The following is a 21,387-nucleotide window of genomic DNA, read 5'->3' as shown; positions in this document are numbered from 1 at the left end:
GGGTTCTCCTCACGTCCCGGAGTGCACCAGCGGTGCCCAGGTGATCGGTAGGTGCTCGTTGCCCGCGCGGACGCGCAGGACGGCGTGGTGCAGGGCGACGGCCGCGCGGGCGGGGTCGAACGCCCCGGTCGCGGTCAGCTCCCGGTAGACCTCGGCGCTGACCTCCGCCGCGGTGGTGGCGCCCACGGACCAGAGCGTGCCGACCACGTGGCGCCAGCCGGTGTAGTGCAGCGCGCTCGCCAGCGTGACCGCCTCGTCCGGGACGGCGACGGTCCCGCGCGCGGTGTGGCAGGCGGACAGGAACGCGAACTCGCCCTGCTCGAACCGCTCCCCGCCTAGGTCCTCCACGGTGAGCCTGCCGTCGTGCAGCTCGACGCCGCTCGCCGACGGGGTGTCCAGGTCCTGCCTTCCGTGGCAGGACAGGTGCGCCCACGTGCCGGTGCGCAGCGCGGCGCGGACGGCGTCGACGGTCGCCTCGGCGTCGCGCAGGACCAGGGCGTCGGGGAACGTCCTGGCCAGCTCGTCGAGCTCGGCCGCGACCTGCGGCAGCGCGCGCTGCCCCGGTGTGGCGGCCATGCCCACGGCGACCATCCGTCCGTTGTGGACGGTCGGCCGGGCGCGGCTCTCGACCAGCGCGCGGACCGTGGGCGTGTAGGAGGACACGACCCGGTCCGGCACCTCGCCCGCGGCGTGCAGCGGCAGCAGGGCGAGCAGTCCCGTCGGGCACCACCAGACCCGCTCGACCGGCCCGAGCGCGGCCAGCACCGGGGTACCGACCACCCGCCACAGCCAGTCCAGCGTGCTGAGCAGGTGCTGGTTCAACGTGACGCGGGCGGTGGCGTCCTGGGTGGCCTCGAAGTGCTGCAACGCCACCAGGTAGCGCAGCGACCGCTCGAACGCCTCCCGGTCGTCCAGGCCCGCCAACGGCACCACGGCGGTCCTGTCCGCGGTGACGACGAGCGCGTCGCACCGCCACCGGCTCGCCGTGACGACCACGACCGGGCCGTCCACCGCGGCCCGCCGCAGCTCGGCCGCGCCCATCGGGCGGCGGAAGTCGGCGAACCCCGGCAGCGACCTGACCCGCCCGACCAGCTCGTCGCGCTCCTGGGCCAGCCGCAGCCGCTGGTCGGCGACCCGGCGCCACCACGGGTCGGCCAGGTCAGGGCCGGTCTCCAGCGCCGCTTCGACCTCAGCCAGCCGGTCGGCCAGTCCGGGGTCCGCGGCGTGCAGGGCGGTGAGGTCGGCGCGCACGTCGAGCAGCTGCGACCAGAGCACGCCGCGGCCCTGCTCCAGCAGCTCCAGCGCCAGGTCCGGTTCGCCCGCGTTGAGCGCGCACCCGGCCGCCTCGGCCGCGAGCCCGGTCCACCCGGCGAGCCGCCGTTCCCGCACCGACCGGTCGACCCCGCGGGTCGCCAGCGCGCCGAGCATCCCGATCGCCGCCGTGTACCCCTGCAGCGCCAACGGCCAGAGGCCGTGCCCGGCGGCCGTCTCCGCCCACCGCACGGCCGCGCCCGCCCGCGCCGACGGCGCCGCCACCGGGTCCTCGACGACGCCGCGCCACAACGCGATCGCCTCGTCCCAATCGGCGGGGTCGCGGTCGACCAGCAGGCTCGCCAGGTTGGCCGAGGCCGCGGCGCGGGGAAGACCGCCCGACGCGATCGCCTGCCGGAAGTACCCGGCGGCCTCGTCGGCGTCGGCCGGGTCCCGCAGTGCGGAGAACCGGGCGGCCAGGCCGACACCGAGCCCGTTGAGGTGGTCGCCGCGGTGGGGGTGTCCGGGCGCGCTCGCGGCGAGGGCCGCGCGGTGCCACCGCACCACCTCGTCGAGCGCGGCGGCGTCGGGCTCCGGCGGCGGCTCCTCGGCGGCGGGCCCGAACATCGACCAGGTGGCGCGCCGGGCGGCGGGCAGCACGGCCTCGTCGTGGCGGTCGAGCAGCGCGCCCGCCAGGTTCGCCACGTGGAACGCCCGGCGCGGGTGGTCCTCCGGGCACAGGTCCACCGCCTCCCGGAAGGCGGCGACCGCCTCCTCCAGGGCGGCGGGGTCGCCGGTGACCTCGTGGAGGCGGCGCAGGGCGGCGCCGTGGTTGGCGAGCGACAGCGGCCGCTGCGGGTCACCGGGGGCCGACGCCAGGGTCGCGTCGCGGCCCGCGGCCAGCGCGTGGTCGAGGTCGTCGGGGTCGTCGCTGTGCTCGTGCCTGGCCAGCAGCGCCGTGGCCAGGTTGGACAGGTGCACGCCCTTGGTCGCCGAGTCGGGCGGGGTCGCGCCCACCGCGCGGGTGAGCAGGTCGATGGCCTCGTCCAGGTCCGCGAGCCGCCCGGTGCGCCGGAAGCGCGCCTCCAGCAGGCCTCCGAGGTTGGCCTGGTAGGTCACTCGTTCCCGGTGCCCCTCGGGCAGCGCCTCGACGCACATCCGCGCGCGCCCGACCGCCTCGTCGAGGTCTGCCGGGTCCCCGACCAGGGCGTACCGCTGCGCCAGCGCGCCCGCCAGCAGCGACACGTGCACCGCCCAGAACTCGTGCGACCGCGGTGTGCCCCGCACGGACTGGGTGGCGAACTGGACGGCCTCGGCGACGTCGATCGTGTCGCCGTGGTGGCGGGCCCGCAGCGTGAGCGCCGCGCCGAGGTTCGCCACCCGGTTCGGCAGGTCGTCGTCCAGCGGCCCGTAGCGCACGGCCGCGCGCGCCACCTCGACCGCGCGGTCCAGGTCGGCCTCGTCGCCGCGCCGGTCGAACCGCAGCCGCAGGGCGTACGACAGGTTCGACATGTCCCCCGGCCAGAACCGGTGCTCCGGCGGGAACGCCTCGACGGTGCCGCCGTAGAGCTCGACCACCTCGTCGAGCGCGGCCGGGTCGTCGACGACCTGCACCCGCTTGAGCAGCCGGATCGCCCACCGGCCCCACTGCTCAGGGCCGGTGGACGACGGGTCGACCACCGGCCCGCCGCGCAGCAGTCGGAACACCTCGTCGGGCAGCACGGACGGGTCGACCTCGGCGAGCACCGCGTAGAGGCGCAGCGCCGTCCACAGCTCGCCGGTGTTGTCGTCGGCCCGCGCGAGGCAGCGGCACCAGTGCAGCTCGGCCAGCGCGTGCAGGACCTCGAACGGGGCGCCCTGCGGCGACAGCGCGAGCCGCCACAGCTTCCCGGCGTCGGCCAGCACGCCCTTGCCGAGCACCGCGTCCACGTCACCACGCCGGTAGCGGGCGATCCGCCGCCTCACCGCGTCGAGCACCCCGTTCACCCCCGGAACGCCTGGTCTGCCACGTACCGTAGTCGGGCGCGTACGCGGACGGGTGGAGATCGACGGAGGAGGCCCCGGTTGGTAAGCGCCGAGGACTACGCGGCGGCGGCGTGGCTGTGCGCGGCGCTGCCCGCGCTGCGGGCGGGTGCGATGGGCGACGACCTCGTGGCGGCCAGGATCGAGGCGGCCGCGCTGGCGGTGCGCGACGGCGCGGGCGCGGCCGGGGTGTGCCGGGACCTGGGCTACGACGCCGACCCCGCGCCGACCAAGAGCGCGGACCTGCCGGTGCTGGACGACTTCGGCCTGGACCCGGTGCGGGTCGAGGGCACCTACCGGTGTCCGCACCAGCGGTGCTTCCGCCGCGCGCACGCCGACGAGCGCGGCCGCGAGCCGGTGTGCTCGATCGGCGACGCCCCGATGGTCCTGCGGGCGGGGTAGCAGGTGACGACGCTGGTCGCGGAACTGGGGAAGAAGCTCGCGGACCGTTGGCTCGGCACGCTCGTGCTGCCCGGTCTGCTGTTCGTCGCGGTGGCGACCTGCGGGCGGCTGCTCGGCCACGGCCGCGCGCTGCGCCCCGGCGTGCTGCCCGCGGAGGTCGACCGGCTGGTCCGCGGGCTGTCCGGCACGTCCACCGCGTTCGCCGTGGCGGGACTGCTGCTCGCGGCCACCGCGGCCGGGGTCGCCGCGCGGGCGGTGGCCGCCGCGGTGCGCCGGGTGTGGACCGCCCGGCGCCCCCGGCGGTGGGTGGCGTGGCGGCACCGGCGGGCGCTGGCGGCCGCTCCGGAACGGCTGCCCGTGCAGTACCTGCCCGCGCGGGCCACCCCGGTCGGGGACCGGTTCCGGCTGGTCGACGAGCGGGTCGCGGTCCAGTTCGGACTGTCGGTGGTGCTGGCGTGGCCGCGGCTGTGGCTGCTGGTCGCCGAGCCCACCGCGGCGGCGGTCCGCCTGGCCGCGGCGAGGTACCGGGCGGCGACCGAGACCACCGCGTGGGGCGTGCTGTACCTGGTGCTCGGCGCGGTGTGGTGGCCCGCGGCCGTGGTCGGCGCGGCGGTCGTCGTGGTCGGCTACCGGCAGAGCCGGGTGCGCGGCGGCGTGCTCGCCGACGTCGTGGAGGCGACCGTGGACGTGCACCAGAAGCAGCTCGCGGAGGCGGTCGGCGTCGACCTCCCGCACGGTCGGGTGACCCCGGCCGAGGGGCTGCGGATCAACGACGTCCTGAACAAGCGAGCCTGATCACGCGGGTGCCCGCCCGTGCTGCGGGCGGCGGTCGGGACGGGAATGCTGGGAGGCGCCCGTCCCCTACCCCGTGAGGAAGCATGGCGAACCCGAGCCGCACCGCCGCACTGCACTGGACCGTCGTCGTACCGGTGGTCGCGGCCGCCGCGCTCGCGCTCACCTGGGGGCGGGCGCTGCCGGTCGTCGCCGTGGTGCTGGTGGCCGTGCTGCTGGCCGGTGCCGTGCTCGCGGCCGTGCACCACGCCGAGGTCGTGGCCCACCGGGTGGGCGAGCCGTTCGGGTCGTTGGTGCTGGCGGTCGCCGTGACGGTGATCGAGGTGGCGCTGATCGTGACGCTGATGGCCGACGGCAAGCCCGGCAGCGAGACGCTGGCCAGGGACACCGTGTTCGCCGCGGTCATGATCACCACCAACGGGATCATGGGGATATCGCTGCTGGTCGGCGCGTTGAGGCACCGGGTGGCGACGTTCAACCCCGAGGGCACCGGCGGCATGTTCGCCACCGTCACCACGATCACCACGCTGAGCCTGGTGCTGCCGACGTTCACCACCACCAAGCCGGGCCCGGAGTTCTCCCCCGCCCAGCTGGCCTTCGCGGCCGTCGCGTCACTGGCCCTCTACGGCCTGTTCGTGGCCATGCAGACGGTCCGCCACCGCGACTACTTCCTCCCGCTCGACGAGCACGGCGAGGTCGTGGAGGAGCACGCCACCCCGCCGACCTCGAAGGCCGCGGCGGTCAGCCTCGGTCTGCTGCTGGTGTCGCTGGTCGCGGTCGTCGGCAACGCCAAGGCTGTCTCGCCCGCGATCGAGGCGGGCGTCGAGGCCGCGGGCTTCCCGTTGGCCGTGGTCGGTGTCGTCATCGCCCTGCTGGTGCTCGCCCCGGAGACGCTGGCCGCCGTCCGCGCCGCCCGCCGCGGCCGGGTGCAGACCAGCATCAACCTCTCGCTGGGCTCGGCGATGGCGAGCATCGGCCTGACCATCCCGGCCATCGCCATCGCGTCGATCTGGCTGACCGGTCCCCTGGTGCTGGGCCTTGGCCCGACCCACATGGTGCTGCTCGCGCTCACCGTCGTGACCGGCACGCTGACGATCGTGCCCGGCCGCGCCACCCTGCTCCAGGGCGGTGTCCACATCGGACTGCTGGCCGCCTTCCTGTTCCTCGCCGTCAGCCCGTGACGGCGAGGAACAGGCCGACTCACACCACCGCGAGCGGAGCCGTGCGGAACGGGTCGTCGCGGTCGAGCTTGCCGGTGAACAGCCCCTGGAACAGGTTGAGCTTCTGCATGTTCGAGGTGCCCTCGATGAACTCCATGCCCCGCGCGTCGCGGACCAGCTTGTCCAGCACCGGGTGCTCCAGCCGCGCGCCCGCCCCGAAGAACGTGCACGCCTCCTGGGTGGCGTCGTGCGCGAGCTGGGCGGCCCGCACCTTCGCCGCCGACGCCAGGTAGCCGTCACCGGTGCGGGCGTCGACCGCGGCCGCCGCCAGGTGCACCAGCCTGCGGGCGCCGTCGATCCGGCGGGCCAGCAGGTCCAGCCGGTCGCGCTCGTCGCGGCGCAGCGAGGTGCGGTGCGTGATCACGTACTCGTGCGCCGCCCGCGCGATGCCCAGCGCGATGGCCGCGACGCCGGGGCGGAGCAGGTTGAACGTCTGCACGAACGCCCACATCCCGCGCCGCGACGGCGAGAGGTGCCGTCCGAGGAAGCGCTCGGGCGCGATCTCGACGTCCTCCATCGTGATCGCGCTGATCCGCGCGCCGCGCAGGCCGATGGTCTCCAGCGCCTCGGCGTGGAAGCCGGTGCTGGGGTTCTCGACCAGGACGGCGTTGATGCCCAGCGGGCCGGGGCTGGTCCGCGCGAACACCACGCCGAGCTGGGCGCGGGCCGCGTTGCCGACGTACCGCTTGGCACCGCTGAGCAACGCGGGCCGGTCGGCGGTCGCGGGCACGACGGTGGTGCTCAGCGCACCGGCGTCGGACCCGCGGTCGGGCTCGGTCAGCGCGAAGAACGTCCACAGCGGACTCTCCAGCATCCGGCCGTAGAACCAGTCCTTCTGCTGCTCGTCGGCGAGCAGGTCGATCAGCACGCCCGCGAGCAGCGGACCCGGCGAGGCGACCAGCATGCCGACGTCGGCGCAGGACAGCTCCTCCATGATGATCGCCCGTTCCAGGGCGAGCGTCCCGTAGAACCTGTTGCCCGCGATGGGGATCGGCACGTTGCCGTACTCCGGCGGGATGCCCATGGTGGACAGGTACCGCACGGCGGGCAGGTCGAAGTGCTCCCGGATCAGCTCGGGGTCGCGGTCGAGCGCCAACCCGAGTGCCCGGAAGTCGGCACCCCACTCGCGGACCTGCCCGCGCAGCGCGAGCAACCGGTCGTCAAGCTGGATCATCGTCACACCTCCGGACGGCAGTAGGCCTCGGCGAGCAGCTCCGAGACGCGGGCCACCTGCCCCGGCCCACCGGCCAGGTACCCGCTGGCACCGAGCAGCTTCACCAGCGCGCGGTCGGCCTCGGTGAGCTGGGCGTGCAGGTGGTTGAGGACGGTGTCCGGCAGCTCGCCGGGCCCGATCCCGGTGAGCACCGCGCGGACCTCCAGGTGCTCGATGAGGCCGTCGGCGACCGTGGACTTCACCATCTGCTGCTGCAGCAGCGTCGAGTTCCCGGTGCGCCTGCCGTTGAGGTAGCGCATGGCGGTCTCGCGCAGCTCCTCCGACAGCCCGAGCCGCAGCCAGACCAGCCCCAGCGTCCAGCAGGCCCGTTCGGCGGGCGAGAACCCGTTCGCACCGGGCTCCACCTGGTGGCGCAGCAGCTCGACGTCGCCGCCGGGCAGCTCGACCACGCCGAGCGCCTTCTCCACGCCCGCGCCGCGGTCCACCGTGACGCCGTCGGCCCAGACCCGCGCCGCGCCGGCCGCGATGCCCGTGGGCACGATGGCGTGCCCCGCGGGGCCGCACGGCAGCAGGCCGGGCAGCACCGCGGTGGCCAGCTCGGTCAGCGCGGCGGACACGCCGTCGGTGCGCGCGGCGCGGTGGCAGCGCGACCACTGGTCGGCCCGCGCGATCGTGGTCACCTCGGCCCCACCGCGCAGGAACCGAGGTCGCCCGTGGTGCGGTCGTAGTCGATCAGCACGACCGGTCCGGTCGGCACGCCGTGCGCGGCCAGCAGCGACCACGCCGACGTGCACGGGTAGCCCGCACCGCCGACCAGCACGGGGCCGTCGTGGCGCACCAGCTCCGGGTCGACGCCCGCGCCGACGATCACCGTGGCGGCCGAGCCCGGTCGGACCAGCGCGCCCAGCGCCGCGTCGACCGCACCGGGCAGGTCGGCCTCGCGGACCGCCACCTCGTGGGTGACCGCCAGCGGCGCCGAGCCGGTGTCCTCCAGCAGCAGGGCCACCCCCGCGTTGCCCCGCGGCGCCGCGCCCTCGATCTCGTAGGGCAGCGTCGACTGGTCCAGGACCAGCACGAGCGCGCGGTGGTAGCCGTGCCTGCGGGCGTAGTCGCCCGCGAGCTCGAGCGCGGTGAACGGCGCGCAGGTGCCGCTGTCGGACAGCGCGAACACCAGCGGGCCGTTGGTCAGCTCCTCGGACAGGAACGTCGCCGCCGAGAGCCTGCAGTCCAGGTCCGGGGTGCTGTGCGCGACCATCGCGAGGTCGACCACGTCGTCCTGCGCGAGGTCCAGCTCCCGCAGCAGCACCTGCGCCATGGCGGTGAACGTCGTCCCCGCCCCGAGCACCTCCGGGCGGACGGCGACGCCGTAGTCCCTGGTGAGGTCGGCGAAGTGCCGCTGGGAGAACTCGTCGTCGATCCGGCGGTCCCCGCCGTCGAACTTCCTGTGCACGACCCGTGCCACCCCGAGCGGGGACTCGACCAGGCGGGGACGCCTGGTCGCCTCGGGAACGGGTGCCGCCGTCCGGTACATGCTCAGGCGTCCCGCTCTGCCACGACGAAGTCGGCCAGCGAGGCCACCGTCTCGAAGTGCGCCATCTCGAGGTTGTCGGTGTCGAACTCGACCTCCAGCGCCTCCTCCAGCTGCATCAGCAGCTCGAAGACACCGGTCGAGTCGAGGCCCAGCTCGTCGAACAGCCGGGAGGACTCGGTCAGCTCGGGCAGGTCGTAGTCGAGCACCTGGGCCAGCACCGAGGTGATGGCGGAGACGATCCGGGCGCGCTCGGGGGTCGTCGTCTGGAGGTCGGCCGTGTCACTCATGGGTCTTTTCCTTCCGGGGGTGGAGCGGGTCTATTCCGGCGTCGCCAGTGCCGCGGTCTCGGGGAGGTGCTGGTGGCGCAACAGGTCCTCGGTGGTGTCGCGCTCGCGCACCAGGTGCGCCCGGCCGTTCAGCACGAGCACCTCGGCGGGGTAGCCGTGGCTCAGGAACAGCACCGGTGACGCGGTCGGGCCGTACGCGCCGGAGCGCAGCACGCCGACCAGGTCGCCGGGGCGCACCGGCGGGAGGGCGATCTTCTTGCCGAGGGTGTCGTTCGGGGTGCAGAGCGGGCCGGTGACGTGCCAGCTCTCGTTCGCGGGCTCCTCGATCCGGTTGAGCACGCGCATGGGGAAGTTGCGCTTGACGAAGGACCCGATGCCGACCGCGGCCATGTGGTGGTTCGTGCCGCCGTCGGCGACCGCGAACTTCTCCCCCATGGACTCCTTCACGTAGGCCACCCGCACGACGTACGTGCCGGAGGTGGCGGTGAGGTAGCGGCCCAGCTCCATGACGAGCCGGGTCTCCGGGTGGGCGTCGGCGAACTCGGCGATGATCGGGTTGACCCGCGCGGCCAGCAGCGGCAGGTCGAGGTCGCGCTCGCCCTCGAAGTAGGCGACGCCGAGGCCACCGCCGATGTCGACCATGTCCAGCGGGAACTCCAGCACGTCGGAGACCCGGTTGGCCAGCTCGAAGATCCGCTCGGTGTTCTCGGCGATCGCCTCCTCGCTGAGGATGCGGGTGCCCATGTAGACCTGCACGCCCATCAGCCGCACGTTGGGGTGCCGCTGGGCGAGGTCGGCGTTGTCGAAGACCTGCGTCTCGTCGATGCCGAACTGGCGCGGCTTGCCGCCCATGGTCAGGCCGGAGCCCTTGACCGCGAAGCTGGGGTTGATCCGCAGCGCGACCGGCGCGGTGACGCCGCGCAGCCGGGCCAGCTCGTCGATGACGGCCAGCTCGCCGAAGGACTCGCAGATGATCGTGTAGATGCCCTCGTCCAGGCACGCCTCGATCTCGTGCGCGCTCTTGCCGGGCCCGAGGAAGATGATGTTCTCCGGTGCCACGCCCGCGCGGCGCACGGTGAGCAGCTCGGCCATCGAGGAGCACTCGACCCGCGCGCCCGCGCCGTGCAGCACCGAGCAGACGCCGATGTTCGGGTTCGACTTGAGGGAGAAGAAGAACTCGAGCCGCGGGTGCATGTGCTCCTTGAGCCCGTGCACCCGCGACGCCAGCTCGTCGCCGTCGTAGAGGTAGAGCGGCGTGCCGAACTCCTCCGCGATCTCCGTGATCGGAATGCCCTGGACCTCGAACTCAGCGCTCATCGCCGGTCCTCCTCCGCCAGTCGGGTGGTGATCTCCGCGTCCACGGCGGCGATCTCCTCGTCGGAGGTGCCGACGAGGATGCCGTAGAGGCGTCCGTCGAACGCCCCGTCGCCGCGGGCACCCGCGTTGACCGTGGCGAAGTTGTTGACCAGCAGGCCCGTTCCGCCGCGCCGCTCCAGCAGCAGGCCGTCGAGCTGCTCGCGGACGGCGGCGAAGCCGACCTCGCCGGTGAGCCGCATCGGGTAGTGGCGGGCCAGCGCGATCTGGCCCGCGCCCACGAACCGCTCCTGCGAGGGGACCTGGTAGGTGGACATGTTGTTGCGGGCGTTGATCTCGATGACCGGGTAGAGCCCGTCGTCGGGGTCGACCATCGCGTCCACGCCGACCACGCCGAAGTAGCCGTCGGCGGCGAGCTTCTTGCCCAGCAGGTTCGCGGTGTGCACGAGCTCGTCCACCTGCGCGCCCGACAACCGGGCGGGCATCCGGTGTCCCTTGTGGACGCCACCCTCGGTGTAGAGCTCCTTGACGAAGTCGAAGTGCGTCACGCCGTCGCGGCCCACGGTGAACTGGTAATTCAGGTCGGTCTTCTTGGCGACCCAGTTCTCGACGCAGAACGCGATCCGCGGCTGCCCGGACTTCTCCACCTGCTTGGCGATCATCCGGAACAGCCGGTCCATCCGGCGCGGGCTCTCCAGCACGGCGATGCCCTTGCCGGACACGCCGAGCGCCTCCTTGACCACGACCTTCTCTCCGCGTTCGACGAGCCCGGCCGCGGCCGCGAACGCCGCCTCCAGCTGCTCCACGGTGTCGCAGGCCCACCCGGTCGGCTGGCGCAGCCCCAGCTCGTCGGCGGCCCGACGGCTGTAGACCTTGCTGTTGACCACCTTGCAGGTCGCCGCGTCCGGCGCGGCCAGCGGCAGCCCGGTCGCCGCGGCGAGCCGTTCCTCCACTTCGGACACCCCGTGCGCGGTGAGGTGCGCGTCCAGCCCGGAGAGCCGCTCGACCAGCGCCGGGTCGGCGAGCGCGTCCTCGGTGACGTTGCGCAGCGGGTCCTGGTCCGCCACCACGTGCACCGTCGGCAGCGCGATCCCCAGTCCCACCAGGTGGTCGAGGTAGTCCGCGTCCGGCGCGGCCTTGAGCACGACGTGGTCGGCCGGTCCCGCCAGCAGCAGCGCGAACTCGTCCATGTGGTTGACCACGGCGCTGCCGCTCGCGGCGGACACGCGCGGCAGCGTGTGCTCGCCGCGCGCCCACTGCTCCTCGACCTCGAAGTTGCCGAGGAACACCAGCGACGCGTCCGGCTCGCCGACCACGGCCCGCTTCAGGCGGGTGTTGAAATCATCCATTGTCGCGTCCTAGTGCTGGAAAACAGCGGCGGAGAACGTCTGGCCGAGACCGGCGGACGTCATCAGGTACTTGTCACCCGGCTTGAGCAGACCGAGCTCGTGGACGGTCTGGTAGTTGATGAACGGGTCCGCGCAGAAGCAGTGCCCGGTCTTGTCCAGGTTGTCCAGGAAGAACTTGTCGTTGGGCAGCCCGAGGTTCTTCGCCGCGACCGTCCACGACACCCGGTTCACGTTGTGCGGCAGCACCAGGTCGACGTCGGCCAGCGTGAGCCCGGCCTCGCCGAGCGCGCCGAGGATGACCTCCTCCAGCGCGTCCTGGTAGATCTTGCGCGCGTACTTCGCCACGTCCGGCGTCATGTCGATCACGCCGTCGTCCCGGCCGTGGATCCGCGTCGCGTACCCGAGCAGGTGGTCCCGGTCGCCCTTCGCCGACACCAGGACCGCCGCCACGCCCTCACCCATGATCGAGACGTCCTCGACCCACTGCGTGAACGGCGTGAACGTCTTGTCCCCGGCGAGGATCAACGCCATCGCGTCCGGGTCGCCGTCCGCCGCGAGCAACGTGCCCGCCACGTCCAGCGCCAGCAGACCCGTCGCACAGCCGTGGTCGGCCACCGCGAAGGTCTTGGCGTGGGTCAGCCCCAGTGCTTCGCGCACGTCCTGCACCGGGCTGACCGGGTAAGGAGCGGTGGTGCGCATGCCCTTGGCCCGGATGACGTACCGGACCCGTTCCTCCTGGCCGATGAGGGCGTCCAGCTTGCCCGCAGCGGCGACCATCAGCTCCGCCTCGCTCCGACCGGGCGCCTGGCAGATCCGGTCCAGGCCGTACAGCCTGGTGAACCGCCGCACCTGCTGGTCGTTGAGCCCCAACGACTCCCGCAGGTCCGCCACGGACACGGTCTCCGGCAGATGACTCGACACTGCCACCAATGACGTCATGGGGACAGCGTCGCCAGGGGGGCTGACCGGGGGCTGACAGGGGGCTGACCGGGTGCTGGGCGGTGGGTGGTCAGGCGGAAATGTCGTACCCCTTGGGTAGGTTGTGGATCGGGGGGTCCTCACGAGCGGGGGACCTTGGGTTTCGGCGGTTCCGGGGCTGGTGCCGGGTCGGGGTGCGTCGGAGGTGTGGGTGGTTGCACCCCGAGAGCCGAGGGTTCTATACCCACCGAACCTTGTCAAGACGGTAGGGCTGTCTTGACAAGGTTCGGTGGGTATAGAGATGGCTTCTCGTCGGGGTGCGTGGGGGGAGTGTGGGTGGGGAGGGCATCCGACGCTCCGCGACGGACAGGGCATCCTCGCTGCGCGTCGGACCAGGCATCCTTGCTGCGCTGCGGACAAGGCCCCAGGCGCTCCGCGCCGGATGCGCGCTGGCGGGCTGCGCCCGACGACGGATCCTCGCTTCGCGTCGGACCAGGCATCCTTGCTGCGCTGCGGACAAGGCCCCAGGCGCTCCGCGCCGGATGGGCGCTGGCGGGCTGCGCCCAGTGGGGGATCCTCGGCTGCGCCGTCGGTAGGGAAGGCATCCTCGCTGCGCGTCGGACAAGGCATCCGAGCTTCGCCGGGCCAAGGGGGGTGGGGTGGGGTGTGTTTTGTCAGCTGGAGGCGGTGTGGGGTTCTGCGTCGGTGGGGTCGCGGGGCCACCAGCGGCCGGGGCGGGGGAGGAAGTTGGCGAGTTCTGGGAAGTCGGTGGGGCGTTCGGTCATCCAGTTCCAGTAGCGGGGGATGGTTCTGGCGTAGTCGCAGTAGTAGCGGCGCAGTGCGTCGATCAGTTGGCGGAGGGTGTTGGGGTGGATGGAGCCGGGGCGCCAGACGAGGAGGAGTCTGCTGCGTAGAGGTTCTGTGATGGCGACGAGGCTGACGTCGGAGGTGGAGCCGGTGGGGGTGGCCAGGGCGGCGGCGCCCGCGTCGCGGACCCAGGACATGGCCTCGGCGTGGCCGCCCGCGTAGTGCAGGACCTCGGGGGTGGGGTGGTCGAGCTTGCGGAACAGGTGTTCCTCGACGGGGTGGAACCAGTGGCCCTGGACGTGTTGGACCCAGCTGAGGGCGGCCATGTGCCTGCGGCTGACGGTGGTGCGCCTGGCGAGGGCGTGTTCGCGGGGCAGGGCGAGCCAGATGGGCTCGCGGACGATGATCTCCTTGGCCAGCGTGGGGTCGATGGGGCGGATGCCGTCGACGGCCTCGGGGCTGGAGATGAGGGCGGCGGTCAGCTCGCCGCGGTTGACGGCCTCGATGCTCAGCGCGGGGTCGAGGGTGACGGTCTGGACCTCGACCGACGGCAACGAGGCCTGCAGGGCGCGGCGCAGGGTGACCGGTGTCCACTCGGCATTGCCGAAGCGGAGGATGCCGGAGGCCAGAGAGGAGGCCTCGGCCACGACGGCGTCGGCGCGGGTCGCGAGGTCGGCGAGCATGGGGATCAGGCGTTCGCCCAGGGGGGTCGGGGTGATGCCGAAAGCCGATCGCACGAACAGATCGCCGCCGACGGCCTTCTCGATCCGGCGCAGCTGGGCGGTGAGGCTCGGCTGCGGCAGCGAGAGCTTGGCGGCGGCCTTCGAGATGCTCCCCGCCTCGGCGAGCGTCATCACCACCCGTGCGTGCCGGATTTCGAGGTGCATGCGCTCAACCGTTCACCTGGGACAGGCGGCTCGGCCCGAACCTACCCCAGCACTACGTCCGGAACAGGGGATTTCGTCGGATATCCGAAGGTCCGCGACCGCAGCCATAGGTTCTGCCTATCGCTGCCCCACCAGGGGGAACCCGTTCCGGCGAGGGGACTTCGGGGGGCCTGCACCAGTGCGACCACTTGCGCACCGTCCGTAAGGTCGGCCCGTGTTCGGAGTGGAAGACGGTGCACCAGTGGGGAGCGGGAACGTGGAGATGTCGCCGAGCAAGGGATCGGACGACGTGGTCCGACTGGAGTCCGTGCGCAAGGTGTACGGCAACGACCGCAACGGTGTCGTCGCGCTGGGCGGTGTCACGCTCGGCATGCGGCGCGGCACGTTCACCGCCGTGATGGGGCCGTCGGGATCCGGCAAGAGCACCTGCCTGCACTGCGCCGCCGGGCTGGACCGGCCGACGTCGGGGTCCGTCGTGCTCGACGGGCACGAGCTGACCGGGTTGAACGAGCGCGAGCTGACCAGGCTGCGCCGCGACCGGATCGGCTTCATCTTCCAGTCGTTCAACCTGCTGCCCGCGTTGAACGTCGTGGAGAACGTCCAGCTGCCGCTGCGCCTCGCCGGTCGCAAGGCCAAGCGCGCGGACGTCGACGAGGTGCTGGCGCGGGTCGGCCTGTCCGACCGCAAGCACCACCGGCCGGGCGAGCTGTCGGGTGGTCAGCAGCAGCGCGTGGCCATCGCGCGGGCGCTGATCACCAAGCCCGCCGTCATCTTCGGCGACGAGCCGACCGGCGCGCTGGACACCAGGACCGCGCTGGAGGTGCTGGCGCTGATGCGCCAGGCCGTGCGGGAGGTGGGGCAGACCGTGGTGATCGTGACGCACGACCCGGTCGCGGCCTCGCACGCGGACCGCGTCGTGTTCCTGGCCGACGGCCAGATCGCGGGCGAGCTGCACGAGCCGACCGCGCAGGCGGTCAGCGAGCGGATGACCCAGCTCGGCGCATGGGCCGACGTGCCCGCGGGCACGGTGAACTGATGTTCCGCCTCGCACTGCGCACGCTGCGCTTCCGCAAGGGCGGGTTCGCCGCCTCGTTCATCGCCCTGTTCTTCGGCGCCGCCATCGTGATGGCGTGCGGCGGTCTGATGGAGACCGGCATCCGCGACGCCGTGCCGCCGCAGCGGCTGGCCGCGGCCCCGCTCGTCGTGGCGACGAGCGAGTCGTACGTGGAACGGGCGCGGGTGGACGCCTCGCTCGTGCCGAAGATCGCCGCCGTGCCCGGTGTGGCGAAGGCCGTGCCGGACGTGTCGTTCCCGCTGGACCCGTTGCGGGACCGGGTCCCGATCACCGGCGGCGAGGTCGACGGCCACGCGTGGTCCTCGGCCCTGCTCGCCCCCTACTCGTTGAGGTCCGGCGACGCCCCGACCGACGGCGACGTCGTGCTGGACGAGGGCGTCGCGGCGGCGACCGGCCAGGGCGTCGGCGGCACGCTGTCGGTCGCGATCGGCGGCAAGGTCCAGGACTTCCGGGTCTCCGGCGTCGCCGCGGCGGCCTCGGACAACCGGGCGGTCTTCTTCAGCGACGCCGACGCGACCCGGCTGCACGCCAAGTCCGGCAAGGTCGACGCGATCGGGGTGCTGCCCGCCGACGGCGTGTCCGTCGCGGACCTCCAGGAGCGGCTCACCGCCGTGATCGCCGACAGCAAGCTGGCGGTGCTGACCGGGGACGACCGCGGCCGCGCCGAGATCTCCGGCTCCCCCGGCGGCGGTGACGACCTGGTCGCGCTGTCCGCGGTGTTCGGCGGGCTCGCCGTCATGGTCGCGATGTTCGTCGTGGCGGGCACGCTGGGCCTGTCCGTCCAACAGCGACACCGCGAGATGGCGCTGCTGCGCGCGATCGGCAGCACGCCGGGGCAGCTGCGCCGGATGATCCTCGGCGAGACCATCGTGGTCGCCGTGCTGGCGACGGCGCTGGCGTTCCCGCTCAACCTGGTGCTCGGCCGGTGGCTGCTGGAGCAGCTCGCGGGCGCTGGTGTCACGTCGGAGGCGATCGCGTTCCGCCAGGGCTGGATCCCCGTCGCGGCCGGTGTCGGCATCTCCTTGCTCAGCGCCACGGCGGCCGCGTTCGTCGCGGGCCGGGGCGCGGCGCTGACCCGTCCCACCGAGGCGCTGGCCGAGGCCAGCCTCCAGACCAGGTGGTTCAGCTGGATCCGGCTCACCTTCGCGCTGATCTGCCTCGCGGGCGGCACCGCGCTGTCCGTGGTGACCGCGCTGGTCATGAGCGGCCCGGTGGCCGCGAGCACCGCCGGACCGACGGCGATGCTGTGGGCGTCCGGGCTCGCGCTGCTGTCCCCCGGCATCACCAGGGTGCTCATCGCCGTGCTGCGCTGGCCGGTGCGCGCGGTGACCGGCCTGTCCGGCTACCTGGCCGTGATGAACTCCGACGCCCGGCGCATCCGGGTGGCCGGGGCGATCACGCCGGTCATGCTGGCCACCGGGCTGGCGACCGCGTTGATCTACCTCCAGACCACCACCGCCAGCGGTGCCCCGAGCTTCGCCGACGACCTCGACGCCGACGCGGCGGTCACCTCGCAGACCGGCGGCGTGCCGCTGGAGCTGGTGACCACGGTCAAGGCGCAGCAGGGCGTGGGCGCGGTGTCGGCGCTGGTGGACAGCACGGCCACGTTCCGGGCCGGTGAGGACAACGACGACTCGGCCACCGCGCTGGGCGTGACCGGCGACGGCGTCGAGGGCACGCTGGGGATCAAGGCCACCTCCGGCAGGCTGGCCGACCTGACCGGCGGCACGGTCGCGCTGACCACCGACCGGGCCGACCGGCTGCACTACGCGCTGGGTGACAGCGTGCAGCTGCGGATGGGCGACGGCGCGAACGTCGACGTGCGCCTGGTCGCCCTGTACGCGGGGTCCGGCGAGGAGACGATGCTGCTGCCCGCGGACCTGGTCGCCAAGCACACGACCACCGGGCTCGCCTCGCAGATCCTGGTGGCCGCGGCGGACGGCACGTCGGCGTCCGCGCTGCTCGCGACCCTCCAGGACCTGGCGAAGACCGACCCCGACATCCGGGTCGGCGACCGCGCGTCGCTCGTCAGCTCGGGCGGTGGCGGCGGTGGCGAGCAGACCGGCGCGTGGGTGAACTACCTGCTGGTGGGCATGATCCTGGCCTACACGGTGATCTCGCTGGTCAACACGCTGGTGATCGCCACCGGCGAGCGGCGCCGCGAGTTCGCGCTGCAACGGCTGATCGGCGCCACGCACGGGCAGATCCTGCGGATGGTCGGCGTCGAGGCGGTGCTGATCGCGCTCGGCGGGATCGTCCTGGGCGCGCTGGTGTCGGCGATGACGCTCGTCCCGTTCGCCTACGCGGTGTACGACTCGCCGTGGCCCAGCGGGCCGCTGTGGATCTACCTCGCGGTGACCGGTGGCGCGACCGGGCTGACGCTGCTGTCGACCGTGCTGTCGACCGGGTACGTGCTGCGGACTCCGCCGGTCGAGGCAGCGGCGACGATGAGCTGAGGCAGACTGGTCGGATGACCGAGGAACCCGCCGTGCGCGCCGAAGACCCGTACCTGTGGCTCGAGGACGTCGGCGGTGACGAGGCGCTGGCGTGGGTCCGGGAGCACAACGCCCGGACCACCGCCGCGTTCGGCGCCTCGGAGGGGTTCGAGACCCTCCGGGGCCGGGTCAAGGCGGCGCTCGACTCGGACGCGCGGATCCCGTTCGTGCGGCGGCGCGGCGAGTTCCTCTACAACTACTGGCAGGACGCGGCGAACCCGCGCGGCCTGTGGCGGCGCACCACGCTGGAGTCCTACCGCACCGAGGCGCCGGAGTGGCACGTGCTGCTCGACGTCGACGCGCTGGGCGCGGCCGAGGGCGAGAACTGGGTGTGGAAGGGCGCGGCCGTGCTGCGGCCGGACCACCGGCGGGCGCTGGTCGAGCTGTCGCGGGGCGGCGCGGACGCGGTCGTGGTGCGCGAGTTCGACCTGGAGACCCGCGAGTTCGTGCCGGACGGCTTCGCGCTGCCGGAGGCGAAGGGCGCGGTGGGCTGGCTGGACGCCGACCGGATCTACGTCGGCACCGACTTCGGCCCCGACTCGCTGACCAGCTCCGGTTACCCGAGGGTGGTCAAGGAGTGGCGACGCGGCACGCCGCTGGAGGAGGCCGCGACCGTCTACGCGGGCAAGTCCGACGACGTGTGGATCCGGGCCTACCACGACTCCACCGAGGGCTTCGAGCGCTCGTTCGTGCGGCGCGGGGTGACCTTCTACACCGGCGAGAGCTTCTACCGGGCGCCCGGCGGCGAGCTGGTCCGCGTGGACGTGCCGGACGACGCGACCATCGACGCGCACCGCGAGTGGCTGCTGGTCACCCTGCGCACGGCGTGGACGGTCGGCGGGACGACCCACCCGGCGGGCGCGCTGCTGGTGACGGGGTTCGACGACTTCCTCGCGGGCGGGCGGGACCTGACGCCGCTGTTCACCCCGGACGCGCACACGTCGCTCAGCGGCCACGTGTGGACCCGCAACCACCTGGTCATCAGCACGCTGCACGACGTGCGGACCCGGATGGAGGTGCTCACCCCCGGCCCTGACGGCTGGACGCGGGCACCGCTGGCCGGTGTGCGGGAGTTCGAGACCGCCGACGTCGTCGGCACCGACCCGCACCGCAGCGACGAGTACATGGTCGCCTCCGGCGGGTTCACCGAGCCGACCGAGCTGCGCCTCGGGCACGTCGGCGGCGAGGTCGAGGTGCTCAAGCGGGCGCCCGCGTTCTTCGACGCCGAGGGCATGACCGTCGCCCAGCACTTCGCGACCTCCGACGACGGCACGCGGGTGCCCTACTTCGTCGTCACGCCGCCCGGCGCCGAGGGCGGACCGACGCTGCTCTACGCCTACGGCGGCTTCGAGGTGTCGCTGACGCCCGCCTACAACACCGTCGCCGGGCTCGGGTGGCTCTCGCGGGGCGGCACGTACGTCGTGGCGAACCTGCGCGGCGGCGGCGAGTACGGGCCGCAGTGGCACCAGTCCGCGCTGCGCGAGAACCGGCCGCGGGTGTACGAGGACTGCGCCGCGGTGGCCCGCGACCTGGTGGCGCGCGGCATCACCACGCCGGACCGGCTGGGCATCCGCGGCGGCAGCAACGGCGGCCTGCTGGTGGGCGTGATGCTCACCCGCTACCCGGAGCTGTTCGGCGCGGTCGTGTGCCAGGTGCCGCTGCTGGACATGAAGCGCTACCACCTGCTGCTCGCGGGCGCGTCGTGGATGGCCGAGTACGGCGACCCCGACGAGCCGGGCGACTGGGCGTTCCTGGAGGAGTACTCGCCCTACCAGAACGTCCGCGCCGAGCGGCCCTACCCGCCCGCGCTGTTCACGACCTCCACCCGCGACGACCGGGTGCACCCCGGTCACGCGCGCAAGATGGTCGCTCGGCTGCAGGAGCTGGGCCACGACGTGACCTACCACGAGAACATCGAGGGCGGGCACGGCGGCGCGGCCGACAGCGAGCAGTCGGCGTTCATGTGGGCGCTCGCGTACACGTTCCTCTGGAACCACCTGACGAAGTGACCCCGGTCACATAACGGGGTGGTTCGGGGACGCGGGCGCCGCGCCCGGACAAGAACTGGCGTGAACCGGATCGAGGAACGCAGAGCCGACCAGGAGCAGCGCGCTCCGGACGCCGACGAGACGCGTCCTGACTTGGCGAACGCGGAGCCCGCGGCCGCCTTCGCCGCCTTGTTCGACACCTACGCCCACGCGTTGCGGGGCTACCTGGCGGGCCGGGTCGGGGTCGACGTCGCCGACGACCTCGTCGCCGAGACGTTCCTGGTGGCGCTGCGCAGACGCGCCAGCTACGACCCGACGCAGGCACCCGTGCGCGGCTGGCTGTACGGGATCGCCACCAACCTGGTGCGCAACCACGTCCGCACGGAGGTCCGCGGTTACCGGGCCTCCGCGCGGGTGTTCGCGCTCCGGGAGGCGGGCACCGACCACGACGGGCAGATCGTCGACCGGCTCGACGCCCAGCGGCACACCAGGAGGCTCGCCGACGGCCTGGCCGGACTCACCGAGCAGGAACGCGACGTGCTGCTGCTGACGTCGTGGGCCGGGCTCGAACCGACCGAGGTCGCCGTCGCCCTCGGTGTGCCCGCCAGCACCGTCCGGTCACGCCTGCACCGGGTGCGCCACAAGCTCCAAGCACACCTCCGCACGAACGAGGAGACCCGCGATGACTGACCGCGGCGCCCACGACCCCGACCGAGAGCTCGACGACGCGCTCGCCGCACTGCACCTGGAGGCACGGATGTCCGACCGACCGCTGACCGACGCCCGCGAGAAGCTGATGCGGGCGGCGGCCGAGGAGCGTCCGCCGGCGTCGAAGTCGCCCTTTCGCCGCCGTGGCGCGGTGGTCGGCGTCGCCGCGGCGGCGGCCGCGATCGTGGGGGGCGCCGTGGTCTTCGGCACGGGCGGCGGAGCACCGGCGCAGCCCGTGGCCCAGCCCTCGGCCCAGCCGACCACCGCGCAGCAGCCCACCAAGCGCGACGTGTCGCTCCTCTCGGCGTCCCAGGTCCTGAACGACGCGGCCGACAAGATCACCGCGAAGGACCCGGAGCTGAAGCCGGGCCAGTACCGCTACATCGAGGTCAAGGGCGCCTACCTGCGCGGGTTCCAGACCGGGACCCCGCAGGAGGTCGTGAGCGCCCCGGTCGGCTACAGCTACCTCGTCGACGTCACCTACCAGACCTGGATCCCGGAGGACGTGACGCAGGAGTGGCTGGAGAGGCGCGCCTCCGGTGACGCGAAGCTGATCGGCAGTTCCATGCCCGCGTCCGAGGTGCCCGCCTACCAGCCGATGGACACCGACACGGGCGAACGGCGCGGCGCGTGCGGCGACTTCTTCCCCAACTCCAAGCCGAAGAAGGTCTGCGGCGACGAGACCGACATGGCCCAGCCCGCGTTCTACGCCGACCTCCCGCGCGACCCCGACCAGCTGCTGGCGTGGCTCAGGGACTACACCTCCCAGCGCGGCTCGTCCCCCAGCACGATGTTCCACTTCGGCATCCAGTTCCTGGACTCCGGGATCATGCCCGCCGACCTGCGCGGCGCCCTCCTGCGCGCGATGGCGAAGATCGACGGTGTGAAGGTCGTCGAGGAGGCGACCACCCCGGACGGGCGCAAGGGCCTCGCGCTCGGCCTGGACGGCGACCAGGAGCGCCGCGACCTGATCGTGGACCCGGACAAGGGCGAGGTCATCGGCGAGCGGACCGTCGCGAAGGCGCAGGCGGACTACCCGTGGATCGAGCCGGGCACCGTGACCGGCAGCGTCTCCGTGACGACGAAGGTCGCCGACGCCATCGGCGTGGTCCCGGCGGGCTGACCCCCGTGCGGGAATAGGCGCCGGTCTGCTCGGTGTTGACCCCG

The 21,387-nt window shown here is 73.2% G+C and carries 17 protein-coding genes; 8 read left to right on the top strand and 9 right to left on the bottom strand.

What is annotated here, in order from left to right; all coding sequences use genetic code 11:
* Positions 1-9: 9 nt before the first annotated feature.
* Positions 10-3,228, bottom strand: coding sequence for a CHAT domain-containing protein (locus CLV43_RS31720; RefSeq protein ID WP_146174972.1), 3,219 nt, complete (start codon positions 3,226-3,228; stop codon positions 10-12).
* A gap of 87 nt (positions 3,229-3,315) precedes the next feature.
* Between CLV43_RS31720 and CLV43_RS31715 the strand changes: the two genes are divergently transcribed.
* From CLV43_RS31715 to CLV43_RS31705, 3 genes are all read left to right on the top strand, one after another.
* Positions 3,316-3,675, top strand: coding sequence for a hypothetical protein (locus CLV43_RS31715; RefSeq protein WP_106191746.1), 360 nt, complete (start codon positions 3,316-3,318; stop codon positions 3,673-3,675).
* Positions 3,676-3,678: 3 nt separating this feature from the next.
* Complete coding sequence (locus tag CLV43_RS31710) at positions 3,679-4,470, top strand: hypothetical protein (protein ID WP_106191744.1); 792 nt, start codon at positions 3,679-3,681, stop codon at positions 4,468-4,470.
* Between the two features lie 83 nt (positions 4,471-4,553).
* Positions 4,554-5,648 carry a calcium:cation antiporter gene (locus tag CLV43_RS31705; protein ID WP_106191742.1) on the top strand — a complete coding sequence of 365 codons (1,095 nt, stop codon included), beginning with the start codon at positions 4,554-4,556 and terminating at the stop codon, positions 5,646-5,648.
* Positions 5,649-5,667: 19 nt separating this feature from the next.
* On the opposite strand, the gene CLV43_RS31700 is transcribed toward CLV43_RS31705, so the two are convergent.
* The 8 genes from CLV43_RS31700 to CLV43_RS31665 all read right to left on the bottom strand — a co-directional run bounded on the left by CLV43_RS31700 (position 5,668) and on the right by CLV43_RS31665 (position 13,954).
* The gene (locus CLV43_RS31700; RefSeq protein WP_106191741.1) at positions 5,668-6,861 is read right to left on the bottom strand and encodes an acyl-CoA dehydrogenase family protein; all 1,194 of its coding nucleotides are present in this window, start codon (positions 6,859-6,861) and stop codon (positions 5,668-5,670) included.
* A 2-nt stretch (positions 6,862-6,863) separates the two neighbouring features.
* Positions 6,864-7,541 carry a hypothetical protein gene (locus CLV43_RS31695; RefSeq protein WP_106191739.1) on the bottom strand — a complete coding sequence of 226 codons (678 nt, stop codon included), beginning with the start codon at positions 7,539-7,541 and terminating at the stop codon, positions 6,864-6,866.
* On the bottom strand, positions 7,538-8,392 hold the full coding sequence (locus tag CLV43_RS31690; RefSeq protein ID WP_106191737.1) for a hypothetical protein: 855 nt from the start codon (positions 8,390-8,392) through the stop codon (positions 7,538-7,540). Before CLV43_RS31690 ends, CLV43_RS31695 begins: the two co-directional genes overlap by 4 nt.
* A 2-nt stretch (positions 8,393-8,394) precedes the next feature.
* The gene (locus tag CLV43_RS31685; protein WP_106191736.1) at positions 8,395-8,679 is read right to left on the bottom strand and encodes an acyl carrier protein; all 285 of its coding nucleotides are present in this window, start codon (positions 8,677-8,679) and stop codon (positions 8,395-8,397) included.
* 30 nt (positions 8,680-8,709) lie between these two features.
* Positions 8,710-9,996 carry a type III PLP-dependent enzyme gene (locus CLV43_RS31680; protein WP_106191734.1) on the bottom strand — a complete coding sequence of 429 codons (1,287 nt, stop codon included), beginning with the start codon at positions 9,994-9,996 and terminating at the stop codon, positions 8,710-8,712.
* A complete protein-coding gene (locus CLV43_RS31675; protein WP_106191732.1) occupies positions 9,993-11,342 on the bottom strand; it encodes a preATP grasp domain-containing protein in 1,350 nt (449 codons plus the stop codon). Before CLV43_RS31675 ends, CLV43_RS31680 begins: the two co-directional genes overlap by 4 nt.
* A 9-nt stretch (positions 11,343-11,351) precedes the next feature.
* Entirely contained in the window at positions 11,352-12,281 is a 930-nt protein-coding gene (locus CLV43_RS31670) for a 3-oxoacyl-[acyl-carrier-protein] synthase III C-terminal domain-containing protein (RefSeq protein WP_106191731.1), read from the bottom strand.
* A 653-nt stretch (positions 12,282-12,934) separates the two neighbouring features.
* On the bottom strand, positions 12,935-13,954 hold the full coding sequence (locus tag CLV43_RS31665) for a LysR family transcriptional regulator (RefSeq protein WP_106191729.1): 1,020 nt from the start codon (positions 13,952-13,954) through the stop codon (positions 12,935-12,937).
* Positions 13,955-14,216: 262 nt separating this feature from the next.
* On the opposite strand from CLV43_RS31665, the gene CLV43_RS31660 reads away from it, so the two are divergent.
* From CLV43_RS31660 to CLV43_RS31640, 5 genes are all read left to right on the top strand, one after another.
* The gene (locus tag CLV43_RS31660) at positions 14,217-14,990 is read left to right on the top strand and encodes an ABC transporter ATP-binding protein (RefSeq protein ID WP_106191963.1); all 774 of its coding nucleotides are present in this window, start codon (positions 14,217-14,219) and stop codon (positions 14,988-14,990) included.
* A complete protein-coding gene (locus CLV43_RS31655; RefSeq protein ID WP_106191728.1) occupies positions 14,990-17,485 on the top strand; it encodes an FtsX-like permease family protein in 2,496 nt (831 codons plus the stop codon). The genes CLV43_RS31660 and CLV43_RS31655 overlap by 1 nt, the downstream gene beginning before the upstream one ends.
* A gap of 14 nt (positions 17,486-17,499) precedes the next feature.
* Positions 17,500-19,533 carry a prolyl oligopeptidase family serine peptidase gene (locus CLV43_RS31650; protein WP_106191726.1) on the top strand — a complete coding sequence of 678 codons (2,034 nt, stop codon included), beginning with the start codon at positions 17,500-17,502 and terminating at the stop codon, positions 19,531-19,533.
* Between the two features lie 69 nt (positions 19,534-19,602).
* Positions 19,603-20,202, top strand: a complete 600-nt coding sequence (locus CLV43_RS31645; RefSeq protein ID WP_106191961.1) for an RNA polymerase sigma factor — start codon at positions 19,603-19,605, stop codon at positions 20,200-20,202.
* Positions 20,195-21,343: a CU044_5270 family protein gene (locus tag CLV43_RS31640; RefSeq protein ID WP_106191724.1), complete on the top strand. Its 1,149-nt coding sequence runs from the start codon at positions 20,195-20,197 to the stop codon at positions 21,341-21,343. Before CLV43_RS31645 ends, CLV43_RS31640 begins: the two co-directional genes overlap by 8 nt.
* The last annotated feature ends 44 nt before the right edge of the window (positions 21,344-21,387 follow it).

Origin of the sequence: Umezawaea tangerina (genome assembly GCF_003002815.1) — a bacterium.
Taxonomy (GTDB): domain Bacteria; phylum Actinomycetota; class Actinomycetes; order Mycobacteriales; family Pseudonocardiaceae; genus Umezawaea; species Umezawaea tangerina.
Note: the sequence above shows the minus strand (reverse complement) of the source record. Positions and strands in the feature narration are given on the sequence as shown.

Bases quoted from the DNA above. Each gene is read 5' to 3' on its own strand.
- CLV43_RS31685 (WP_106191736.1), bottom strand. From the start codon at position 8,679: ATGAGTGACACGGCCGACCTCCAGACGACGACCCCCGAGCGCGCCCGG.
- CLV43_RS31640 (WP_106191724.1), top strand. From the start codon at position 20,195: ATGACTGACCGCGGCGCCCACGACCCCGACCGAGAGCTCGACGACGCG.
- CLV43_RS31675 (WP_106191732.1), bottom strand. From the start codon at position 11,342: ATGGATGATTTCAACACCCGCCTGAAGCGGGCCGTGGTCGGCGAGCCG.
- CLV43_RS31680 (WP_106191734.1), bottom strand. From the start codon at position 9,996: ATGAGCGCTGAGTTCGAGGTCCAGGGCATTCCGATCACGGAGATCGCG.
- CLV43_RS31650 (WP_106191726.1), top strand. From the start codon at position 17,500: ATGACCGAGGAACCCGCCGTGCGCGCCGAAGACCCGTACCTGTGGCTC.
- CLV43_RS31700 (WP_106191741.1), bottom strand. From the start codon at position 6,861: ATGATCCAGCTTGACGACCGGTTGCTCGCGCTGCGCGGGCAGGTCCGC.
- CLV43_RS31665 (WP_106191729.1), bottom strand. From the start codon at position 13,954: ATGCACCTCGAAATCCGGCACGCACGGGTGGTGATGACGCTCGCCGAG.
- CLV43_RS31705 (WP_106191742.1), top strand. From the start codon at position 4,554: ATGGCGAACCCGAGCCGCACCGCCGCACTGCACTGGACCGTCGTCGTA.
- CLV43_RS31660 (WP_106191963.1), top strand. From the start codon at position 14,217: ATGTCGCCGAGCAAGGGATCGGACGACGTGGTCCGACTGGAGTCCGTG.
- CLV43_RS31690 (WP_106191737.1), bottom strand. From the start codon at position 8,392: ATGTACCGGACGGCGGCACCCGTTCCCGAGGCGACCAGGCGTCCCCGC.
- CLV43_RS31655 (WP_106191728.1), top strand. From the start codon at position 14,990: ATGTTCCGCCTCGCACTGCGCACGCTGCGCTTCCGCAAGGGCGGGTTC.
- CLV43_RS31670 (WP_106191731.1), bottom strand. From the start codon at position 12,281: ATGACGTCATTGGTGGCAGTGTCGAGTCATCTGCCGGAGACCGTGTCC.